The sequence below is a fragment of the Streptomyces hygroscopicus genome (assembly GCF_026168105.1).
GTDB classification, from domain to species: domain Bacteria; phylum Actinomycetota; class Actinomycetes; order Streptomycetales; family Streptomycetaceae; genus Streptomyces; species Streptomyces hygroscopicus_D.
The window spans coordinates 168,824-188,482 of record NZ_LBMW01000007.1 but is presented as its reverse complement, the minus strand read 5'-3'; the positions used below and the strand labels follow the sequence as shown (position 1 = coordinate 188,482).

Annotated in this window: 18 protein-coding genes; 9 read left to right on the top strand and 9 right to left on the bottom strand. The window is 72.3% G+C overall.

The features are described 5' to 3' along the window. Positions 1-539: 539 nt before the first annotated feature. Positions 540-1,109, bottom strand: a complete 570-nt coding sequence (thpR, locus tag AAW14_RS10520; RefSeq protein WP_265562369.1) for an RNA 2',3'-cyclic phosphodiesterase — start codon at positions 1,107-1,109, stop codon at positions 540-542. Between the two features lie 53 nt (positions 1,110-1,162). On the opposite strand from thpR, the gene AAW14_RS10515 reads away from it, so the two are divergent. Then, positions 1,163-1,669 (top strand): GNAT family N-acetyltransferase, encoded by a 507-nt coding sequence (locus AAW14_RS10515; RefSeq protein ID WP_265562367.1) that lies wholly within the window; start codon positions 1,163-1,165, stop codon positions 1,667-1,669. Positions 1,670-1,697: 28 nt separating this feature from the next. Here the strand turns inward: AAW14_RS10515 and AAW14_RS10510 are convergent, their stop codons facing one another. Together AAW14_RS10510 and AAW14_RS10505 are read right to left on the bottom strand one after the other, a co-directional pair. Continuing rightward, positions 1,698-2,966 carry an MFS transporter gene (locus AAW14_RS10510; protein ID WP_265562481.1) on the bottom strand — a complete coding sequence of 423 codons (1,269 nt, stop codon included), beginning with the start codon at positions 2,964-2,966 and terminating at the stop codon, positions 1,698-1,700. 246 nt (positions 2,967-3,212) lie between these two features. After that, positions 3,213-3,650: a MarR family winged helix-turn-helix transcriptional regulator gene (locus tag AAW14_RS10505; RefSeq protein ID WP_265562365.1), complete on the bottom strand. Its 438-nt coding sequence runs from the start codon at positions 3,648-3,650 to the stop codon at positions 3,213-3,215. A 191-nt stretch (positions 3,651-3,841) separates the two neighbouring features. On the opposite strand from AAW14_RS10505, the gene AAW14_RS10500 reads away from it, so the two are divergent. Continuing rightward, a complete protein-coding gene (locus AAW14_RS10500) occupies positions 3,842-4,024 on the top strand; it encodes a ribbon-helix-helix protein, CopG family (protein ID WP_265562363.1) in 183 nt (60 codons plus the stop codon). 48 nt (positions 4,025-4,072) lie between these two features. On the opposite strand, the gene AAW14_RS10495 is transcribed toward AAW14_RS10500, so the two are convergent. Then, on the bottom strand, positions 4,073-5,524 hold the full coding sequence (locus AAW14_RS10495; RefSeq protein WP_265562361.1) for an NCS2 family permease: 1,452 nt from the start codon (positions 5,522-5,524) through the stop codon (positions 4,073-4,075). 244 nt (positions 5,525-5,768) lie between these two features. Between AAW14_RS10495 and AAW14_RS10490 the strand changes: the two genes are divergently transcribed. Then, positions 5,769-6,041: a DUF2530 domain-containing protein gene (locus AAW14_RS10490; protein ID WP_265562359.1), complete on the top strand. Its 273-nt coding sequence runs from the start codon at positions 5,769-5,771 to the stop codon at positions 6,039-6,041. A 117-nt stretch (positions 6,042-6,158) separates the two neighbouring features. After that, positions 6,159-8,552, top strand: coding sequence for an HAD-IC family P-type ATPase (locus tag AAW14_RS10485; protein ID WP_265562355.1), 2,394 nt, complete (start codon positions 6,159-6,161; stop codon positions 8,550-8,552). A gap of 94 nt (positions 8,553-8,646) precedes the next feature. On the opposite strand, the gene AAW14_RS10480 is transcribed toward AAW14_RS10485, so the two are convergent. Both AAW14_RS10480 and AAW14_RS10475 read right to left on the bottom strand, forming a co-directional pair. Then, on the bottom strand, positions 8,647-11,796 hold the full coding sequence (locus tag AAW14_RS10480) for a sacsin N-terminal ATP-binding-like domain-containing protein (protein WP_265562353.1): 3,150 nt from the start codon (positions 11,794-11,796) through the stop codon (positions 8,647-8,649). A 210-nt stretch (positions 11,797-12,006) separates the two neighbouring features. Beyond that, positions 12,007-12,933: a DUF3027 domain-containing protein gene (locus AAW14_RS10475; RefSeq protein WP_265562351.1), complete on the bottom strand. Its 927-nt coding sequence runs from the start codon at positions 12,931-12,933 to the stop codon at positions 12,007-12,009. A gap of 412 nt (positions 12,934-13,345) precedes the next feature. On the opposite strand from AAW14_RS10475, the gene AAW14_RS10470 reads away from it, so the two are divergent. The 4 genes from AAW14_RS10470 (at position 13,346) to AAW14_RS10455 (ending at position 17,020) form a co-directional block, all read left to right on the top strand. After that, positions 13,346-14,773 (top strand): MFS transporter, encoded by a 1,428-nt coding sequence (locus AAW14_RS10470; RefSeq protein ID WP_265562350.1) that lies wholly within the window; start codon positions 13,346-13,348, stop codon positions 14,771-14,773. Positions 14,774-14,956: 183 nt separating this feature from the next. After that, positions 14,957-15,418, top strand: a complete 462-nt coding sequence (locus AAW14_RS10465; protein WP_265562347.1) for a DUF2771 domain-containing protein — start codon at positions 14,957-14,959, stop codon at positions 15,416-15,418. Beyond that, the gene (locus tag AAW14_RS10460; RefSeq protein ID WP_265562345.1) at positions 15,388-16,143 is read left to right on the top strand and encodes a futalosine hydrolase; all 756 of its coding nucleotides are present in this window, start codon (positions 15,388-15,390) and stop codon (positions 16,141-16,143) included. Before AAW14_RS10465 ends, AAW14_RS10460 begins: the two co-directional genes overlap by 31 nt. Beyond that, entirely contained in the window at positions 16,127-17,020 is an 894-nt protein-coding gene (locus tag AAW14_RS10455) for a 1,4-dihydroxy-6-naphthoate synthase (protein WP_265562343.1), read from the top strand. Before AAW14_RS10460 ends, AAW14_RS10455 begins: the two co-directional genes overlap by 17 nt. Before the next feature lie 23 nt (positions 17,021-17,043). Here the strand turns inward: AAW14_RS10455 and AAW14_RS39455 are convergent, their stop codons facing one another. Continuing rightward, positions 17,044-17,427, bottom strand: a complete 384-nt coding sequence (locus AAW14_RS39455) for a cold-shock protein (protein WP_322741056.1) — start codon at positions 17,425-17,427, stop codon at positions 17,044-17,046. Positions 17,428-17,602: 175 nt separating this feature from the next. Here AAW14_RS39455 and AAW14_RS10445 point away from each other — a divergent pair, with 175 nt between their 5' ends. Continuing rightward, on the top strand, positions 17,603-17,854 hold the full coding sequence (locus AAW14_RS10445) for a hypothetical protein (protein WP_265562341.1): 252 nt from the start codon (positions 17,603-17,605) through the stop codon (positions 17,852-17,854). Here the strand turns inward: AAW14_RS10445 and AAW14_RS10440 are convergent. Further along, positions 17,851-18,489 (bottom strand): HAD family hydrolase, encoded by a 639-nt coding sequence (locus AAW14_RS10440; protein ID WP_265562338.1) that lies wholly within the window; start codon positions 18,487-18,489, stop codon positions 17,851-17,853. The genes AAW14_RS10445 and AAW14_RS10440 overlap by 4 nt on opposite strands. A 130-nt stretch (positions 18,490-18,619) precedes the next feature. Continuing rightward, a complete protein-coding gene (locus tag AAW14_RS10435) occupies positions 18,620-19,615 on the bottom strand; it encodes a hypothetical protein (protein ID WP_265562336.1) in 996 nt (331 codons plus the stop codon). Positions 19,616-19,659: the final 44 nt, after the last annotated feature.

Sequence of the window (19,659 nt, the reverse complement as noted above, 5' to 3'; positions counted from 1 at the left end):
CGGGGCCGTCCCGGACGCTCGCCCGGTCGCCCGGTCGCCCCTGGAGATTCCGGAACCGCTCGAGGTTCCGGGACCGCCAGAGATCCTGGGCCCCCGGAGATCCCGAAGCGACCAAGGAACAGCACCGCCCGAGGACGAGGCCGTCCCCCGCCTGGCCCGCTCCCGCAGAGTGGGCCCTCGCAGGTCGCCTCGCCCGACCCGGCGATGCGTCACGGGACCAGGCCCTCAGCGGGAGCCGGCGCGGGCGTCAGCGGAAGTCTGTGCGGATTCCAGCGGGAGCACGCGCGGACGTCGGCGGAAGTCTGCGCGGGCGCCAGCGGGAGCACGCGCGGGCGTCAGCCGGAGTCCGCGTCCGGGCGGCGGCCAAAGGGGCACCTGCGGGCCCGGAGGCAACAGCGAACCGCCCGGCAGGGCCCTGTCGGAGGTCTACTTTCCGAGCGCCGCCGTCAGCGCCACCACCGCGAACATCAGCACAAGCACACCGGCCATGATCCGGTTACGGGTCTTCGGGTCCACGTATCGAGACTAACCGGCCCTCATCACCCGTCCGCGCCGAGCCCCCACCGCTCCACGGTCTCGTAGCGCGGGTGCTCCCCCGCCATCCCCGACCTCGGCAGCCGGCTGCGGACCAGGCACAGCTCGCCGACCGTCCACGCACCCCCCACGAACGCGTCCAGCGCCGTGACGTACGGCCGGAAGTCCGCGGAGCCCCGGCCGCGGGCCAGCGTCAGATGCGGACGGTAGCGGCGGTGCTCCCCCATCTCCACGCCCGCCTTCCGGCCCGCGGACTCCGTGCGGTCGGCGAGCAGCCGCATCGCCCCCACGTCCCCGGACGCGCCCACCCACAGCGCACGGCCCCCGAAGCGGCCGCCCCCGCACAGGGACAGCGTGAACGGCTCGGTGTGCCGGGCCGCCCTCGACAACCGCTCCGACAGGTCCGGGACGACGTCCTCCGCCACCTCACCGTAGAAGGCGAGCGTGAAGTGCCAGCCCGGGCGTTCGGTCCAGCGCACCCCTCCGGCCCCCGGCAGTCCCTTCAACTCATGGACGATCGAGGCGAGTTCATGGATCGCGCCCTGAGGTGGCAGCACCGCCGCGAAGAGTCTCATGACGTCACCATTCCAGGGAACGGATCACTCGGCCACCGGCCATGATGGGCCGCATGCGGATACGGAAAGGCACCACCGACGACATCCCGGTCATCCTCGGCCTGCTCGACGGCGCGGTCGAGTGGCTCGTCTCACAGGGACGGACCCGGCAGTGGGGCACCCATCCCTGGTCCCGGCGGCCCAGCGCAGTGCGGGCGGTACACAAGTACGTGACGGTCGGTGCCCCCTGGATCGCGGAGATCGACGGTGTCCCCGCGGGCACCCTCACACTCTCCGACGGCCCCGGCAACTATCTCGCTCCCGTGGACGAGCCCGAGCGCTACGTCCATCTGTTCGCCGCCGACCACCGCTTCTCGGGCCGTGGTGTGGGCAGCGCGCTGCTCGCCCACGCCGTCGAGGAGACCAGGCGCGCGGGCGTCACCCTGCTGCGGGTCGACTGCTACGCGGGCGACGACGGCAAGCTCGTCGCCTACTACGAGCGCAACGGCTTCACGCGCACGGAGGCCTTCACGGTCGGCGAGGACCAGTGGCCGGGGCAGGTGCTGGCACAGCGCGTGTGACTGCGCTCGTGGGCGCCCCCTTCCCCGGTCACGCCGATGCGGGCGCCGGCTGCTCGCGCGGTACGAACCGCAGCCGGGGGTGCCCCCGGTGCCAGCCCACGGCCAGGCGGAGCCCGCCGGAGCGCGCCAGGATCAGCCCGATGGTCACGGCCGCCCCGGCCGAGATCAGACCGCCCGCGGCGAAGCCGACCCGGGCGCCGTACACGTCCGTGATCCAGCCGACCACGGGCGCCCCCAGCGGCGTACCGCCCACGAAGACCATCATGAACAGGGCCATGACGCGTCCGCGCATCACCGGGTCGGTGCCCATCTGGACGGCCGTGTTCGCGGTGACGTTCACGGTCAGACCGAAGATGCCTATCGGGACCATCAGCAGCGAGAACAGCCACAGCGACGGGGCCCCGGCCGCCACGGTCTCGAGCGCGCCGAAGGCCGCCGCCGCCGCGATCAGCAGCCGCAGCCGGGCCGTGCCGCGGCGGGCGGCGAGCAGCGCGCCGGCCAACGAGCCCACCGCCATCAGCGTGTTGAAGAGGCTGTAGGCGCCGGCACCCGCATGGAAGACGTCGTCCGCGTACGCCGACAGCCAGACCGGGAAGTTGAAGCCGAAGGTGCCGATGAAGCCGACCAGCACGATCGGCCAGATCAGCTCCGGGTGCCCGGCGACATAGTGCAGACCTTCACGGAGCTGGCCCTTGCCACGCGGCGCGCGCTCCACGACGTGCAGCTCGCGGGAGCGCATGAGGAGCAGACCGGCGATGGGGGCGACGAAGGACAGGCCGTTGAACAAAAACGCCCAGCCCGTGCCGACGCCGGTGATCAGGACGCCCGCCACCGCGGGGCCGACCAGACGTGCGGACTGGAAGTTCGCCGAGTTCAGGCTGACCGCGTTCTGCAGCTGCCGGGGGCCGACCATCTCGGAGACGAAGGACTGGCGGGCCGGGTTGTCGAGGACCGTGGCGAGTCCGACGGCGAAGGCCGCGAGGTAGACGTGCCAGACCCGGACCTGGCCGGAAAGGGTCAGTAGCGCGAGGACGACGCCCGTGGCGCCCATCGCCGACTGGGTGACGAGCAGGGTCGGGCGCTTGGGGAGGCGGTCGACCAGGACGCCGCCGTACAGGCCGAAGAGCAGCATCGGCAGGAACTGCAGCGACGTGGTGACACCCACGGCGGTGGAGGAGCCGGTCAGGCTCAGCACCAGCCAGTCCTGGGCGATGCGCTGCATCCAGGTGCCGGTGTTGGAGACGACCTGGCCGATGAAGAAGAGGCGGTAGTTACGGACGCGCAGGGAGCTGAACATCGACGACTTGCGGGGCGCGGCCCCGTCGGCGGACGCGGGGCTCCCGGGAGCCGAGGAGGCGGAGTCGGTCCGGGCCGGGTGGGCGTCGTGGGCAGTTGGGGAGTCGTGGGCGGTCGGGGAGTCGTGGGTGGTCGGTGCGGGGGCGGAAGCTGCTCCGGGTCCCGAACTCAAAAGGGTTCGCCTCCTTGCGATGACGGCTTCGTACGCACGCGGGCGGGGGCCGCGTCTGTCATGGGTGCGCCCTGGTCACAGGTGCGCGAGCTTCTCCAGCACGGGGGCGGCGGCGCGGAGTTTCCCCCACTCCTCCTCGTCCAGTCCCTCGACCAGTCCGGCCAGGAAGGCGTTCCGCTTGCGGCGGCTCTCCTCGAGCATCGCCTCGGCCTGCTCGGTCTGCGTGACCACCTTCTGGCGCCGGTCCTCGGGGTGCGGCTCCAGCCTGACCAGGCCCTTGCTCTCGAGCAGCGCCACGATGCGGGTCATCGAGGGCGGCTGGACGTGTTCCTTGCGGGCGAGCTCGCCGGGGGTGGCGGAGCCGCAGCGGGAGAGGGTGCCGAGCACGGACATCTCGGTCGGGCTCAGCGACTCGTCGACCCGCTGGTGCTTGAGTCGGCGCGACAGGCGCATCACAGCGGAGCGCAGAGCGTTCACGGCGGCAGCGTCGTCGCCATGGGTCAGGTCAACCATGCTCTTTAGGATAACTCATTACCTTCTCTAAGGACCACCGGAGCGCATCGCCGAAAGGGTGACTCCGACCACTGGGGCCCGCGCCTTCAGGCCCGTCAGCGAAACTCCCGAGCTACGCGTATCACCCATATGAGTGACATGACGGCGGAACGTGACGCAGCGCCCTCTCGGGTGCGGCAACCCTCGTACGCATGGGGACCAGCGTGCTCAGCGTGCGGATAGACGGGGAGCTGCTCGACCGGCTCCGGCACCACGCCGCGAAAAGAGGAATGAGCGTCCAGGACTATGTCGTCCGGACGCTCATCCGCGGTGACTTCGACGAGCGGTTCCAGGCCGCCGTCGAGGAGACGGAGAGGTTCTACGGGGTCACCTGACCCCGGGAGAGGACGTTCGGCCGGGCTCCCCGCCCCGGCCGATCCGGATCAGGTCAGGCCCAGCGCCGGCATCAGGTAGTAGAAACCGAAGACCGCCGCCACGACGTACATGGGAACCGGAACCTCCCGGCCGCGCCCGGCGGCCAGACGCAGGACCGCGAAGGTGATGAAGCCCATGCCGATACCGTTCGTGATCGAGTACGTGAACGGCATCATCATCATCGTCACGAAGGCCGGGATCGCGATCGTGTGGTCCGCCCAGTCGATCTCCCTGACCGAGTTGGAAAGGATCAGGAAGCCCACCGCGACCAGCGCCGGGGTGGCCGCCTGGGAGGGGACCATCGTGGCGACCGGGGCGAGGAAGAGGGCCACCGCGAAGAGGGCGCCCGTCACGACATTTGCGAAGCCCGTGCGGGCGCCCTCGCCGACGCCGGCCGTGGACTCCACGAAGCAGGTGGTGGCCGAGGAGGAGCTGACGCCACCCGCCGCGACGGCAATGCCGTCGACGAAGAGGACCTTGTTGATGCCCGGCATGTTGCCCTCGGCGTCCGTCAGCTTGGCCTCGTCGCTGATGCCCATGATCGTGCCCATCGCGTCGAAGAAGCACGAGAGCAGCACCGTGAAGACGAACAGGATGCCGGTCAGCACGCCGACCTTGCCGAAGCCGCCGAAGAGACTGACCTTGCCGATCAGGCCGAAGTCGGGGCTGGCGACCGGGTTGCCCGGCCACTTCGGCACGGTCAGACCCCAGGAGGGGATCTTGGCAACCGCGTTGAGGACGAGCGCGAGGACCGTCATCGTGACGATCGAGATCAGGATCGCGCCCGGCACCTTGCGGACGATCAGCGCGAAGGTGAGCAGCGTGCCGAGTACGAACACCAGGACCGGCCAGCCGGTGAGGTGGCCGCCCGCGCCGAGCTGGAGCGGAACCGTGGTCTGGGCGATGTCCGGGATGCGGGTGACGAAGCCGGAGTCCACCAGGCCGATCAGCATGATGAACAGGCCGATGCCGATCGAGATGCCCTTGCGCAGCCCGAGCGGCACGGCGTTCATGACGCGCTCGCGCAGACCGGTCGCGACCAGCAGCATCACCACGAAACCGGCGAGGACGACCATGCCCATCGCGTCCGGCCAGGACATGCGCGGCGCGAGCTGGAGCGCGACGACCGTGTTCACACCGAGGCCGGCGGCCAGCGCGATCGGGACGTTCCCGATCACGCCCATGAGCAGCGTGGTGAAGGCGGCGGTCAGAGCGGTCGCGGTGACCAGCTGACCGTGGTCGAGGTGATGCCCGTACATGTCCTTCGCGCTGCCGAGGATGATCGGGTTCAGCACGATGATGTACGCCATCGCGAAGAAGGTGGCGAAACCGCCGCGGATCTCACGCGACAGCGTGCTTCCCCGCTCGGAGATCTTGAAGTAGCGGTCGAGGACGCCGGACGGGGGCCGGGTACCGGGCTGCTGCGGAGCGGAGGCCTTGGCGGGGGCCGAGGTGGGCATGCGGGACCTTCAGGGGTGCGGGGGACCGGTGACAAACGTGATCGAGTCTCGCCTTCGCCTGATCACCAACAGACTCCCCCCAACGCTGCCGTTGGTGTTTCGTACGAATACAAGTGGCCAGACTCGAACAGTTTCAGTATGAACATATAGTGCACTGATCGCTATCTCCGCGCGTAGATCCTTGGTGCACAAGGGCGCAGGGGGCTTCTCCCGCTCCCGCCCGATCCCCTCGTAAGCTGTGCGCATGGCGAAGTGGACCCCCAGGCACGAGGCGCCGGAGCCCCTTGAGGGCCCCGTGGTCGCCACCATCACCGGCGGCACCATCCTCTGGTTCGTCCTCTTCCTGGTGCAGCTCCCGTTCTACGGCTGGTTCGCCGACCACGGTCACACCTGGTGGCTGTGGACGTGCCTGGCCGGCGCGGGCCTCGGCTGCATCGGCATCTGGTACGTGCGAAGGCGGGACGCGGCGATCAAGCGGGACGCGGCTGCCAAGCGGGCCGCTGCCGCCGGGCAGTAGCCCCGCAGCCGGGTCCGGGCCGCCCGTGCGACCACCGGACGAGAGCGGTTCCGGCCGGGTCGTACCTTCGGGGCGCTCGGCAGGTGAAGGCGCATATCCGCACGTACCGTCGAATGCATGACGCACATCGACGCGGGCGCCGGACTCGATCCCGTGCACTCCTCCGCCCTGCCGGAGCGGGCTCGGGGACTGTCCTCCGCCGAGGTGGCCGAGCGGGTCGCCCGCGGCGAGGTCAACGACATCCCGGTCCGCAGCAGCCGCTCCCTGGGCGAGATCGTCCGCGCGAACGTCTTCACCCGCTTCAACGCGATCATCGGTGTGCTCTGGCTGATCATGCTGTGCGTCGCGCCGTTCCAGGACAGCCTCTTCGGATACGTGATCATCGCCAACACCGGCATCGGCATCATCCAGGAGTGGCGCGCCAAGAAGACCCTGGACTCGCTCGCGGTGATCGGCGAGGCGAGGCCCACGGTGCGCCGGGACGACGTGGCCGCCGAGGTCGGCACGTCCGAGATCGTGCTGGACGACATCATCGAGATCGCGCCCGGCGACAAGATCGTGGTCGACGGCACCTGCGTCGAGGCCGACGGGCTGGAGATCGACGAGTCCCTGCTCACCGGCGAGGCCGACCCCGTCGTCAAGCAGCCCGGCGATCCGGTCATGTCCGGCAGCTTCGTCGTCGCGGGAGGCGGCGCCTTCAAGGCGGCCAAGGTGGGGCGGGCGGCGTACGCCGCCCGGCTCGCCGAGGAGGCGACCCGCTTCACACTCGTACACTCCGAGCTGCGCAGCGGCATCTCCACGATACTCAAGTACGTGACGTGGATGATGATCCCGACCGCGGTGGGCCTGGTCATCAGCCAGCTGGTGGTCAACCAGCACGGGTTCAAGGACTCCATAGCCCGCACCGTCGGAGGCATCGTGCCGATGGTCCCGGAAGGGCTCGTGCTGCTGACGTCCGTGGCCTTCGCGATCGGCGTCATCCGGCTGGGGCGCAAACAGGTCCTCGTCCAGGAACTGCCCGCCATCGAGGGGCTGGCCCGCGTCGACACCGTCTGCCTGGACAAGACGGGCACGCTCACCGAGGGCGGCATGGACGTCACCGAACTGCGGGCGCTCCAGGGCTCCGACGAGACGTACGTACGCAAGGTGCTCGGCGCACTCGGCGAGGCGGACCCGCGCCCGAACGCCTCCCTCCAGGCGATCATCGACGCCTACCCCGACAGCGAGGAGTGGCGCTGCACCGAGGCGCTGCCCTTCTCCTCCGCCCGCAAGTACAGCGGCGCGTCCTTCAGCGAGGGCGACGGCGAGTCCAGTACCTGGCTGCTGGGCGCCCCCGACGTCCTCCTGGACCCCGACGACCCGGCCCTGACCGAGACCGAGCGGCTCAACCAGCAGGGGCTGCGCGTGCTGCTGCTCGCCCGTGCCTCACGGGACCTGTACGACGCCCGGGTCAAGGACGGCACCCGGCCCACCGCCCTGGTCGTCCTCGAGCAGCGGCTGCGCCCGGACGCCGCCGACACCCTGCGCTACTTCTCCGACCAGAACGTCCACGCCAAGGTGATCTCCGGCGACAACGCGGTGTCCGTCGGCGCGGTGGCCGGAAAGCTCGGTGTCTCCGGCCGGGTCGTGGACGCCCGCCGACTGCCCTCCAACCAGGCGGAGATGGCGAAGTCGCTGGACAAGGGCACCGTCTTCGGCCGGGTCACCCCGCGGCAGAAGCGGGACATGGTGGGCGCGCTCCAGTCGCGCGGGCACACGGTGGCGATGACGGGCGACGGCGTCAACGACGTGCTCGCGCTCAAGGACGCTGACATCGGCGTCTCGATGGGCTCGGGCTCGGAGGCGACCCGGGCGGTGGCGCAGATCGTGCTCCTCGACAACAGCTTCGCGACGCTTCCGTCGGTGGTCGGCGAGGGCCGGCGCGTGATCGGCAACATCACGCGGGTGGCCACGCTCTTCCTGGTGAAGACGGTCTACTCGGTGCTGCTCGCGGTGCTGGTGGTGTGCTGGCAGGTGGAGTACCCGTTCCTGCCCCGGCATCTGACCCTGCTGTCGACCCTGACGATCGGCGTCCCGTCCTTCTTCCTGGCGCTGGCACCCAACAAGGAGCGCGCCAGACCCCACTTCGTACGGCGGGTGATGCGGTACTCGATCCCGGGCGGGGTCGTGGCGGCGGTCGCCACCTTCACCACCTATCTGATCGCCCGGCACGCCTATACGGGACCGGGCTCGCTGGACGCGCAGACCAGCGCGGCCACCCTGACGCTCTTCCTGATCTCCCTGTGGGTGCTGGCCGTCGTCGCGCGGCCCTACACCTGGTGGCGGGTCGCCCTGGTGACCGCGATGGGCGTGGCGTTCCTGTTCGTCCTGATGGTGCCGTCCCTGCAGCACTTCTTCGCGCTGAAGCTGGTCGGGGCGACGGTCCCGTCGGTCGCGGTGGGCATCGCGGTGGTGGCGGCGGCCGTCCTGGAGCTCCTGTGGAAGTGGGTGGACCGCCGCTTTCCCGCGTGAGGCGCTCCACGGCGGGCAGGCCGGGGTGGTCCCGCGAAGGCCCGCCGTGGCACGCCCGTTCGACTCGCGGTACGGCTCCCCGGCCGAACCGTCATCAGTCGAACCAGCGGTCCCGGGCCAGTTCCTCCGTGCGGGACGGGTCCTCCAGCAGGGCCGCGACCTCGAAGCGGCGCGGCCACTGGCCCGCCGCCCAGGCGAGCCCGGCGGCGACGCCCTCCAGGGTCGAGGCGTGCAGAACGCCGTCGCTCGTCAGCCGCCAGTCGATCTCCACACCGCCGACGGTGAGTTCGTCGTGCTCGACATACGACGCCGGGGTGGACGGGCCGAGCAGGACCCGTACGGACTCCGGTACGCCGTGCTCGGCGCCCTCGGAGGTCAACTCGCCCGTCACCGACTCGCTCAGCCGCCGTACCTGGAACAGCTCGGCGAGGTCGGCGGCCCGCGTCGGGCGAACGGGCAGCAGCGGGACGCCCTCGGTGAAGGGCAGCAGGTCGGGAGAGTCGACGACCACCGCATCGGCGGCGTCCACGACGGTCACCCGGCCGTCGACGACCGCGCGCAACTCGTCCGGCAGGCTCACCTGCTCCGGCTCGAGCTCGGCCAACGCGGAGTAGAGGGCGTGGAGTTGGGCGGCCGAGACGTGCCGCCGCGGGTCGGCGAGCCGGTCGAGCAGTTCGGCCGCACCGCCGGGCTCGTCGAGCAGGGCGGCCACGGACGTCCGTACGCCGAGGGCGCGCAGCACCTGCTCGTCGTCGAAGCCGGTCGCGTCGGCCTCGTCGTACAGGCCGTGCAGCAGCGGGTCGCCACCGGCCACGCGCAGACCGGCGGGCCGCCGGCCGCCGAGCACGGGATGACCGCGCAGCCACCAGGCCGTGTACGGCCGTACGACCTCATGGGTGCCGTCCGGCAGCAGGATCCGCACCGGCTGGGTGAGCGCGTCCCGCAGCGGGGGCTCCGAGAGGAGGGCTAGGGCCGCCGGCCAGCGGTCGTCGTCGACGAGGTCGAGATCGCGCACGGCGACGATCTCGGTCGCCACCGGCGGTACGGGCGTGTCGGGCAGCCGGTCCAGGACGTCCTCGCACCACACGTCGACGGCGTCGAGCAGCCCGACGTCGTCGGGCTCGGCGAAGTCCGAGTCGCGGGGCTCCAGTTCGTCGGGGTCGAGGACGACGTCGGTGGCGCGGACGAGGGTGAAGTTGGCGAGCACCCCGCAGGCGGCCAGCGGCTGCTCCCCCCAGCGTTCGGCCAACTCGGAATCGACGAAGCCGAGTTCGTCCTCGCGCATGACGCTCGCGAAGGGGCTGGCGGGCAGGACGAGTTCTCCGGCGGGGGCGAGTTCGCCGTCCTCGTCGGACAGGGCGAGGGCGCCGAGCCAGGGCTCGTCGCCGGGTTCGAGCCCTGCGTCCCGGACGAGGGCGAGGACGGTGTCGGCCAGCTCCTCGGCGTCCAGGCCCTCCTGGTCCCAGCCGGGGCCCTCGTCATCGAGGGAGGCCCCGACGGCGGCCCGCACCTGCGGGGTGGTGAGAACGGCGCGGGGGGTGGCGGGCAGGGCGCCCAGCTTCTCCAGGAGGGGGTGGGCGGCCTCCGGGTGGACGACCTTGAGTCCCAGCCGGGCGAGGGCCTCGGGAGCCACCGGCGGCCCGTCGGGAGTCGGCAGCAGGACCTGCCGGGGCCCGATGGTCGTACGGCCTCCCCCGGTGCCGAACGCCTCGGAGGTACCCCCGGCGAGCGGGACGGGCAGCCCGGTCAGCCGGTCCGGGTCGACCCCGGCCAGGCTGTCGTACAGCCGCCACCACCAGCCGGGCTCCTTCTCCAGGCCCGCGAGCCGGTCGACGGCCTCGGTCAGCGGCACCCGGGCGACCCCCAGTGTCCGCAGTTCCACCCGGCGTTCCAGGCCCGCGGGCAGCAGGCTGGGCAGCACCTCGGCGAGGACCCGCACGGTCTCGGCGCCCGCGCCCTCGACGATCTCCGCGTCCCTGGGGCGCAGCGCCTCGGGCAGCTCGTTGTCGTCGCCGGGGTCGTTCGCGGGCGGCAGGAACGCGGTGCGCGGCAGCCGGTCGAGAAGCGCCGCGCGAAGGGCGCCGTCCAGCTCGCCCTTGCCGAGCGGCCCCGGCACCAGGTCGATGAGGCCGGACGTCACCGGGCGCCAGCCGGCGAGGAGTTCGGCGTATGCGTCGGCCGCCCGCTCCGTCAGGAAGTCCGTGAGCGGGCCGGGGGCGACATGGCGGCGGCTGGTGTCCAGCGGGAACGACGCGATGAGCAGGGCGGGCACACCGAGCGCCTCGTCGCTGGGGGTGGGGGCGTGGACGACCGGTGCGGTACGGGGGCGGGCCGGGGTGCCGTCGGTGTCGAGGGGGACGGCCCAGGTGACGGACCAGTGCGGACGCAGCCGCTCCTCGACCGGGCGGCCGGTGAGGAGGTCCGGGGTGAGCGCGCCGTGCCGCGAGACGCCACGCCAGCGGGTGGTGCCGTCGCGGGAGTCCTCGATGACGGTGTCGGTGCCCTCGGTGCGGCGGCGGAGGGTGCGGGGAGCGCCGTCGCCGATCTCCACGACAACCTCTTCGAGGCCCGGCAGGGCGAGGAGCAGCGCGTCGTCGACGGCCTGGAGGAGCCGTTCGGCGAGATCGGCAGCGGCCGTGTCGCGCAGCGGGAGGATGACGACGGTGTCGTACGGGTCCGGGGCGCTGCCCTCGGCGGCGAACGGCAGCCTCAGCAGCGGTACGTGTCCGTCGCGGCGCCGGATCTCCTCGCCGAGGCCGGGGCTGTGCCGTGCGGTGCCGGTGGCCAGTTCGCGGGCCTCTGCCAGCGACCAGCGCACCCCGCCGTGCCGGCCGACGACGGCGGGTTCGTCGGTGACGGCGAGGACAGCCGCGAAGCCGACGCCGAAGCGGCCGACGGCCTGGTCCTGGCCCTCGCGCTTGGCGGAGGCCCGCAGTGTGGACAGCGACTCGACACCGGCCGCGTCGAGGGGGGCGCCGGTGTTGGCGGCGACGAGCACGCCGTCGCGGAGGGTGAGCCGGAGCCGGCCGGGCACCTTCGCGCGGGCCGCCGCGTCGGCGGCGTTCTGCGCGAGCTCGACGACGAGGCGGTCGCGGTACCCGCCGAGTACGAGGTCCTCCTCGGCGTTCGCGTCCTCACGGAACCGGGCCGGGCTGGTGGCCCAGGCGTCCAGCACCCCGCGCCGCAGGCGCGCCGTCCCGAACGGGTCCGCGCCCTCGGCCGCCGGCCGCACGAACTTGCTCACGGTTCACTCTCCCTCTCGACGCTGCGGGACGAAGGTACCGTGCGGCGAGGGTGCCGTAGCTCGCGGAAGGCACCGCCTGCCGGGGCGGCCGCCTCGGGCGGCTGCGCCTCCCGCACCCGCCTTCGGCCCGAACGGCCTCCTCCTCGGGCTCCCCCACTCCCGGCTTCGCCCGAGCGGGGGCCGCACGACGGGCTTGTGTTTGCCCCCCGGCTACGAGTGCCCCAGCTCCGCGGACGACTCGTCCGCGACCGGCGGAACCGAACCCGAGTCCGGGGCGGGCCGCAGAGGGAACGGTTCCACCCTGGTCTCGTCGACCACCGGCGGGGCCGGCCGCGGTGTCGTCGGCATGACCGCCGCCTCCGAGTGGGCGCCGCAGCCGTACGACATGGAGACCACCCGGCCGTCGGCCGGGGAGAACTCGTTGGCGCACACGCCGAAGGCCTGCCCCAGCGAGCCCCCGATCGGCACCAGGAAGGCACAGGTGGCGCACGTCGCGGGCGCCGCCTGGGCCATAGGCGTCTTCGGGCCGAAGGCGTCCTCCCAGCGGTCTGCCGCAATGTGCAGGCCGTAGCGGGACAGGACCCGGGCGCGCCGCAGGCCCAGTTCCTCCGCGACCGCGGCGATCGAGCCGCGAGACGGCGCCATCGGCAGGTGGGCCGGAGTCCCCGCCGTGACCTCCGCGTCCTCCGCCTCGACCAGCTCCGCCATCTCCCCGGAGACCGCGGAATTCGGCGGCGGCCCGTCCTCGCCCAAGAAGCCGGGCTCCAGGCGCAGGTCCTCCGCGTCCGTGGGCAGCAGGTCGCCGGGGCCCAGGTCTCCGGGGCGCAGCCGCTCGCTCCACGGCACCCACTCCGGCGCGAGCAGCGCGTCGGCGCCGGGCAGCAGCACCGTCTCGTCGAGGGTGACCACCTTCGCGCGTGACGCCCGGGCGACCGTCACCGCCCAGCGCCAGCCCCGGTACCCCAGTTCCTTGGCCTCGAAGAAGTGCGTGACAACGCGGTCGCCCTCGGACACCATCCCGACGTGCTCGCCGACCACACCGGGCGCGGCGGCCTCCTCGGCGGCGGCGCGGGCGAGGTCGACGGCCTCGGCGCACAGGCGGTCGGGGGTGCGGCTTCGCGTGCTCGCTGCGCTCACAGGTATCGCTTCTCTCCTACGCCGTCTCACGGGTGCGCCCTTCCTCGGCTGGGGTGCGGACGGAGCGGACCGGGGGGCCGCGTCGACGTCCGCGCCCGATAGCGCTCGGGCGCACCTACACCACCCATTCTGCGGGATGGATGAGAGGCGCGCGGCCGAGAACAATCGCCACGGCGCGCTACGCACGCTACCCTCTCCGGGCTCCGGGGCCCACACCGAGTGGCTGCGCATTCCCGTAACCCGGTCCTGCCCCGCGCAGTGCCGGGTGTGTCGGCGCCCCGGCTTCCGGCCGCAGGGCGCGGTTGGCCGGTTCGTTGCGCGTCCCGAGCCGCCCGGCCGGAGTACGACACCACCCGGCGCCGTACGCGCGGTAACCGCACTATGCCCGCGTTTCTCGGGGCACTATGACGGGGTGGCAGCCGCGAGGTCGTCCCAGAGCACCACCGGGCTCGGTGGGGCCGGGGGGCGCAGCCGGGGTGGCGGTTCGGGCCGGTTCGGCGGGTCCGTCCGCGCGGTCGGGCGTGCCCTGCACCTGCCCGTCACCGGCGCCGCCCGTGGCATTCGCAGAGCCACTCACGCGCATGGCGCCGGCGAGTCCGGTCTCGGCAAACTCATCGAACTGCACGCCGTGAACGGCGCGGGCGACGTCATGATCACCGTCGCGCTCGCCTCCACCGTCTTCTTCTCCGTGCCGACCGACGAGGCGCGCGGGCGCGTCGCGCTCTACCTCGCCATCACCATGGCGCCGTTCACCGTCCTCGCGCCCGTGATCGGCCCCCTGCTGGACCGTCTCCCGCACGGACGCCGGGCCGCGATGGCGGGCGCGATGCTCGCGCGCGCCCTGCTCGCCCTGGTCATCTCGGGTGCGGTCGCGAGCGGCAGTCTGGAGCTGTACCCGGCCGCGCTCGGCGTGCTCGTCGCGTCCAAGGCGTACGGCGTCGTCCGCAGCGCCGTCGTCCCCCGGCTCCTGCCGCCGCACTTCTCCCTGGTGAAGGCGAACTCCCGGGTGACCCTCAGCGGCCTTCTCGCCACCGGCGTGGCCGCGCCCATCGGCGCCGCACTGCACACCATCGGCCCGGGCTGGCCGCTGTACGGCGCCTTCGTGATCTTCGCCGCGGGGACGTTCCTGTCGTTCTCGCTGCCCCCGAAGGTCGACTCCGCCAAGGGCGAGGACGTCGCGCTGCTCGCCGCGGACGCCCAGCACCTGCGCGGCCCACGCCGCGACACGGTCGCGCGCCGCCCCGGGCTGCGCACGGTCGGCCCCGCCGTCACCCACGCCCTGGCCGCCAACGCGGCCCTGCGCTGTCTGTCCGGCTTCCTGATCTTCTTCCTGGCTTTCCTTCTGCGCGAGCACCCGCTCACCGGTGAGAGCGCGGCGGTGTCGCTGGGCATCGTGGGCGTCGCGGCGGGTGCGGGGAACGCCCTGGGCACGGCCGTCGGCGCCTGGCTGAAATCGCGCGCACCGGAAGTGATCATTGTGACGGTCGTGGCGATCGTGCTGGGCGCGGCGATCGCCGCGGCGCTCCTCTTCGGGGCGTTCCTGGTGACATGTCTGGCGGCGATCGCCGGTTTCGCGCAGGCGCTCGCCAAGCTGTCGCTGGACGCACTGATCCAACGGGACGTGCCGGAGCTGGTCCGCACATCGGCATTCGCGCGCGCCGAGACGCTGCTGCAGATGGCGTGGGTGCTGGGCGGCGCCATCGGCATCGTGCTGCCGCTGAACGGCGTGCTGGGACTCACGGTGGGCGCCACGATCGTCGCGGCGGGCTGGCTGACGACGGTCCGCGGGCTGCTCGCCTCGGCCCACCATGGCGGCCCGCCCCGCCCGAAGGCGATCTGAGGGAGCGGGAAGGGACGGCTCGGGGCGGGGCGCGCGCGACCGACGGGACGGACCGCCCGGCCCGAGGCGAACGGGAGTGCGGGGTGTGAAGCGGCGGGTGCTCGGCACCTGATCGCACGAGTGCGCGGCACGTCGCGCACCCCGCGTGGGGAGTGGGCCGGACCCGCCCGATAGCCTTCGGCCATGACCGCACTGCGTTCCCGCCGCGCCGTAGCCGCCTTCGGCGCCGTTTCCGCCGGACTTCTCCTGCTGTCCGCCTGTAACAAGCCGACGCCCATGGCGACCGTCACGGTCGGCACGAACTCGGTGAGCTCCCAGACCGACTGCTACAACGACGGCAAGGAGATCCCGGCCGCGGAGCTCGCGAAGTGCCTCAAGTCGAAGGACATCAAGTCGATCAAGGTCGACCCCGATGAGACGGTCCGCTTCGGCGTCGACCCGGGCATCGCGGACAACAGCTGGACACTCCTGATGAACGGCCAGCCGCTCACCGACTCCAGCAAGAAGACCTACCGCACGATCCCGGGCAGCGTGTTCTTCAACGCGCAGTACGGGGCGAGCGGCAACTCCACGCTCGTCTCCATCAAGGAGGGCGAGAACAAGGTGACGGGTGTGTGGACCTTCAAGCTCGAGAAGGCTTCCTGATCACGTCGTCCATCGGACGGGTCCTCGTGGCCACCGCGGTCCCCGTGGAGCGGGACGCGGTGGCCAAGGCACTCGCATCTCCGGTCACGGAGATTCCGCTCCCCGGGGTGACCCTGCACCGCACCGGCGCCCTCGACCTCGTCGCCGCCGGTGTGGGCCCGGCCCTCGCCGCCGCCTCCACGGCCTGCGCGCTCACCGCCGCCGCCCTCCAGGGCACCCCCTACGGCCTCGTCGTCTCGGCCGGTATCGCGGGTGGCTTCGCACCGAAGGCGCCCGTGGGCTCGCTCGTCGTCGCGGACGACATCCTGGCCGCCGACCTCGGCGCCGAGACCCCGGACGGCTTCCTGCCCGTCACCGAACTAGGCTTCGGAACTGTCAGCCACCGGCCGCCGGCATCACTCGTACGAGACCTCGCCGCCGCCACCGGCGCGCTCACCGGGGCCGTACTCACCGTCTCGACCGTGACCGGCGGCGCCGCGCGCGCCGCCACTCTGCGCGCCCGGCATCCCCGTGCGCTCGCCGAGGCGATGGAGGGGTTCGGGGTCGCCGAGGCCGCCACCGCGCACGGCACGCCCGTGGTGGAGATCCGGGCCGTCTCCAACCCTGTCGGCCCGCGCGACCGCGCCGCCTGGCGCATCGGCGAGGCCCTCGCCGCCCTCACCGAGGGCTTCGGGAAGCTCGCGCCCGTATTGGAGAGTTGGAACCAGCATGACCGCATCCAGTGAGCCCCTCCGGATCGCCTTCTCGCCCTGCCCGAACGACACCTTCGTCTTCGATGCCTGGGTCCACGGCCGCGTCCCGGGCGCGCCCGCCCTCGACGTCACGTTCGCCGACATCGACATCACCAACGGCATGGCCGAGCGCGGCGAGTTCGACGTACTGAAGGTGTCGTACGCCGTGCTGCCGTACGTCCTCGACGAGTACGCCCTGCTGCCGTCCGGCGGCGCGCTGGGCCGGGGCTGCGGCCCGCTGGTGCTCACCCGGGAGCCGGGTGCTCGGGGCACCCCCCTGCTCGAGCGAGGCCGAGAGCTCGGGGGACTGACCGGCAAGTCGGTCGCCGTGCCGAGCGAGAGGTCGACGGCGTATCTGCTCTTCCGTCTGTGGGCCGCGGACACGGTGCCCGGAGGGGTCGGCGAGATCGTCGTCATGCCGTTCCACGAGATCATGCCGGCCGTGCGGGACGGCAGGGTCGACGCGGGGCTCGTCATCCACGAGGCGCGGTTCACGTACCAGAACTACGGCCTCCACAAGCTCGCCGACATGGGCGAGCACTGGGAGGACACCACCGGCCTGCCGATTCCGCTGGGCGCGATCATCGCCAAGCGCTCGCTGGGCGCGGACACGCTGAAGCTGCTCGCCGAGTCCGCCCGTACGTCCGTGCTGGCGGCCTGGGACGACCCCGAGGCCTCCCGCCCGTATGTCATGGAGCACGCACAGGAGATGGACCCGGCGGTGGCCGACCAGCACATCGGGCTGTACGTCAACGAGTTCACGGCCGGCCTGGGCGAGGACGGCTATGCCGCGGTCCGGGGCCTGCTCACGCGTGCCGCGGCCGAGGGGCTGGTGCCGCCCCTCGGCCCGAACGCGCTCGCGTTCCCCTGACCGTGGTCCCGCCCCGCGCTCGGTCAGACGTCCAACTGGTCGGCGACCGCGCGCAGCAGGCCCGCGATCTTCTTGCCGGAGGCTTTGTCGGGGTAGCGGCCCTTCTCCAGCATCGGGGTGATGTTCTCCAGGAGCGTCGTCAGGTCCTGGACGATGGAGGCCAGTTCGTCCGGCTTCTTCCGCTGGGCGGCCGCGACCGAAGGGGTCGGGTCCAGAAGGGTGACGGACAGCGCCTGGTCGCCGCGCTGGCCGGCGACGACTCCGAACTCCACACGCTGTCCCGGCTTCAGGGCATCGACTCCGGCGGGGAGAACCGAGGAATGGACGAAGACGTCGCCGCCGTCGTCGCGGGAGAGAAAGCCGAAGCCCTTCTCGCTGTTGAACCACTTGACTTTGCCGGTGGGCACGTCTGTCCTCGTCCTCGTACTCGTCGGAAACTGCGTCTGCAAAGTGTTTCGGGAAACGGCTCTGGATAGCACTGCAGCGGGCCGCACGGACCCGCCGGTACCAAGGCTAATGGTCCGGGAGCCGCTGACAAGACGCCGCCGAGTCGTTCCTCGCGCTGGGAACTACCCTGGTCCGGTGCGTGACAAAACCCAAGCGAATTCCGCCCCGGCCGGCGACCGGCTGATCCGTGCCGGTGCCATCGTGTTCTTCGTCGGAGCAGTGGCCACTTTGGTCACCGTGGCCCCGTTGCTGCTCGGGACGAAGCCTTTCCCGACGTACATGTTCGGCCTGAGCATGCTCATGGCCGTGGGCTTCCTGATCGCCGGGGCGGGTGTGCTCCAGTCGATCGCGGAGGGCCGCAGGCGGGCGCGCCAGGCACGCTCCTAGGCGCGCGCCGGGCGGGCCTCGTACGTCGTCAGCCACGCGGGGAACTCCGTGAGGTCGGCGAGGACGGCGTCCGCGCCCGCGGCCCGCAGCTCGTCGGCGGCGCAGGGGCCGGTGGCGACGGCGACGGAGTACACGTCGGCGGTACGGGCTCCCCGGACGTCCCCGGTGTGGTCGCCGACGTAGACGGCCGCGCCGTGCTCGATCAGCGCCTGCGCCTTGCCCTCGGCCCACAGGTCGCCGATCACGGCGTCGGGCTCGATGCCGAGGTGGTCCAAGTGCAGCTTGGCGAGGGGCTCGTGCTTGGCGGTGACGACGATCGCGCGTCCGCCGGCCGCCCGCACGGCCTCGATCGCCTCGCGGGCGCCGGGCAGGGCGGTCGTCGCGGGGACCGCGATGGTCGGGTACATCTCGCGGTAGAGGCCGACCATGGCGTCGATCCGCTCCGCCGGGAACCAGTTGACGAGCTCGTCCACCAGCGGCGGCCCGAGCCGGGTGATGGCCAGATCGGCGTCGATGAACGTCCCCGTACGCGCGGACAGCGCCTGGTAGCAGGCGTGGATACCGGGCCGGGAGTCGATCAGCGTCATGTCGAGGTCGAAGCCGACCGTGAGGGCGCGAGACGTCATGGGGGACATTGTCCCAGCGGGAATCTGCGGCCCGTCATGGCATCTGCGTGCCGTGAGCCGTCTCACTTGTGCCGCTCACTTCTGCCGCTCGCCCCTGCCGCTCACTTCTGCCGCTCGCCCCTGCCGCTCGCTCTGCCGCTCATTTCTGCCGCTGTGAGCGCCACACCAGGTAAAGGGCCGAGCCGACGGCCGCTCCCCTGACCACCCACGGCCAGGTCTGGGTGACGGCGTCGTCCATGTGGCCCTGGGCGATCGGATCGCCCCAGCGGCCGTCGGTGCGGCCCCAGAGCCAGACGATCCCGGCGGCCGCGGCCACACCGGGCATGCCCATGACCGCCCACTTGGACTCGGCGGGGCTCAGTCGGCGGGACGCCCAGGCGATGAGCCAGCCGAGTCCGAGAGCGAGCCAGTTGCCGAGCACGGCACCGGCCACGAGCAGCCCGGCGGCAAGGAGCAGCAGCGGGTTGCGCCGACCGGTGAGGCGGGGCAGCCGGCGGCGTGGCGCGGCGGCGGTCTCCTCGGCGGCGGGTGCGGCCTCCGTGGCCGGTTCCGGGTGCGGGCCGGAGCGGTCGGCCTCACGCCTCGGCGCCTCGCCCTGCGGCGGTTTCAGCAGCTCGGGGATCTCCACGCCGCCGACGAACCCGGGAACGCCGTCGCCGAGCCCGAATGCGCCGCCGGAACCGCCCTCTACGCGCCACCAGTCGGGCTGGGCAGCGCTGTCGCCCAGCTCGTGCGCTCCGGCCAGATGGGGCGGCGAGGGGGCGTTGCGGGAGGGGCCGGCGGGACCGGGCTCGGCGGGGCGCGGGCGGGGCACGACGCGTCGCAGCCCCTTGGGGCGGTCCTCGGTGTCGTTCGCGCGCTGGACGGGGACGGCCGCCGGACGGCTCCCGGCGGCGCCGCCCGGGGTGTCGGCGGACGCGGCGTCGACGATCTCGTCGGGGGTGCCGAGACGGGCGAGGATGCGGCGGACCGCGGCCGGGCTGTCGACCGGGGAGTTCGACCGGTGCCGGTCGATCTCGTTGCGCAGCTCGGACACGAGCCGCATGCGCGCCGCCGACGGCAGCTGACGCTGCTGGGCCAGGTCTCCGACCCGGCTCAGATAGTCGAAGACCAGTTGGTCGCTCTCGATCCCCACGAAGCCCCTCCGGGGTGGGCGGCTTTGACACGTACCGTACCGGG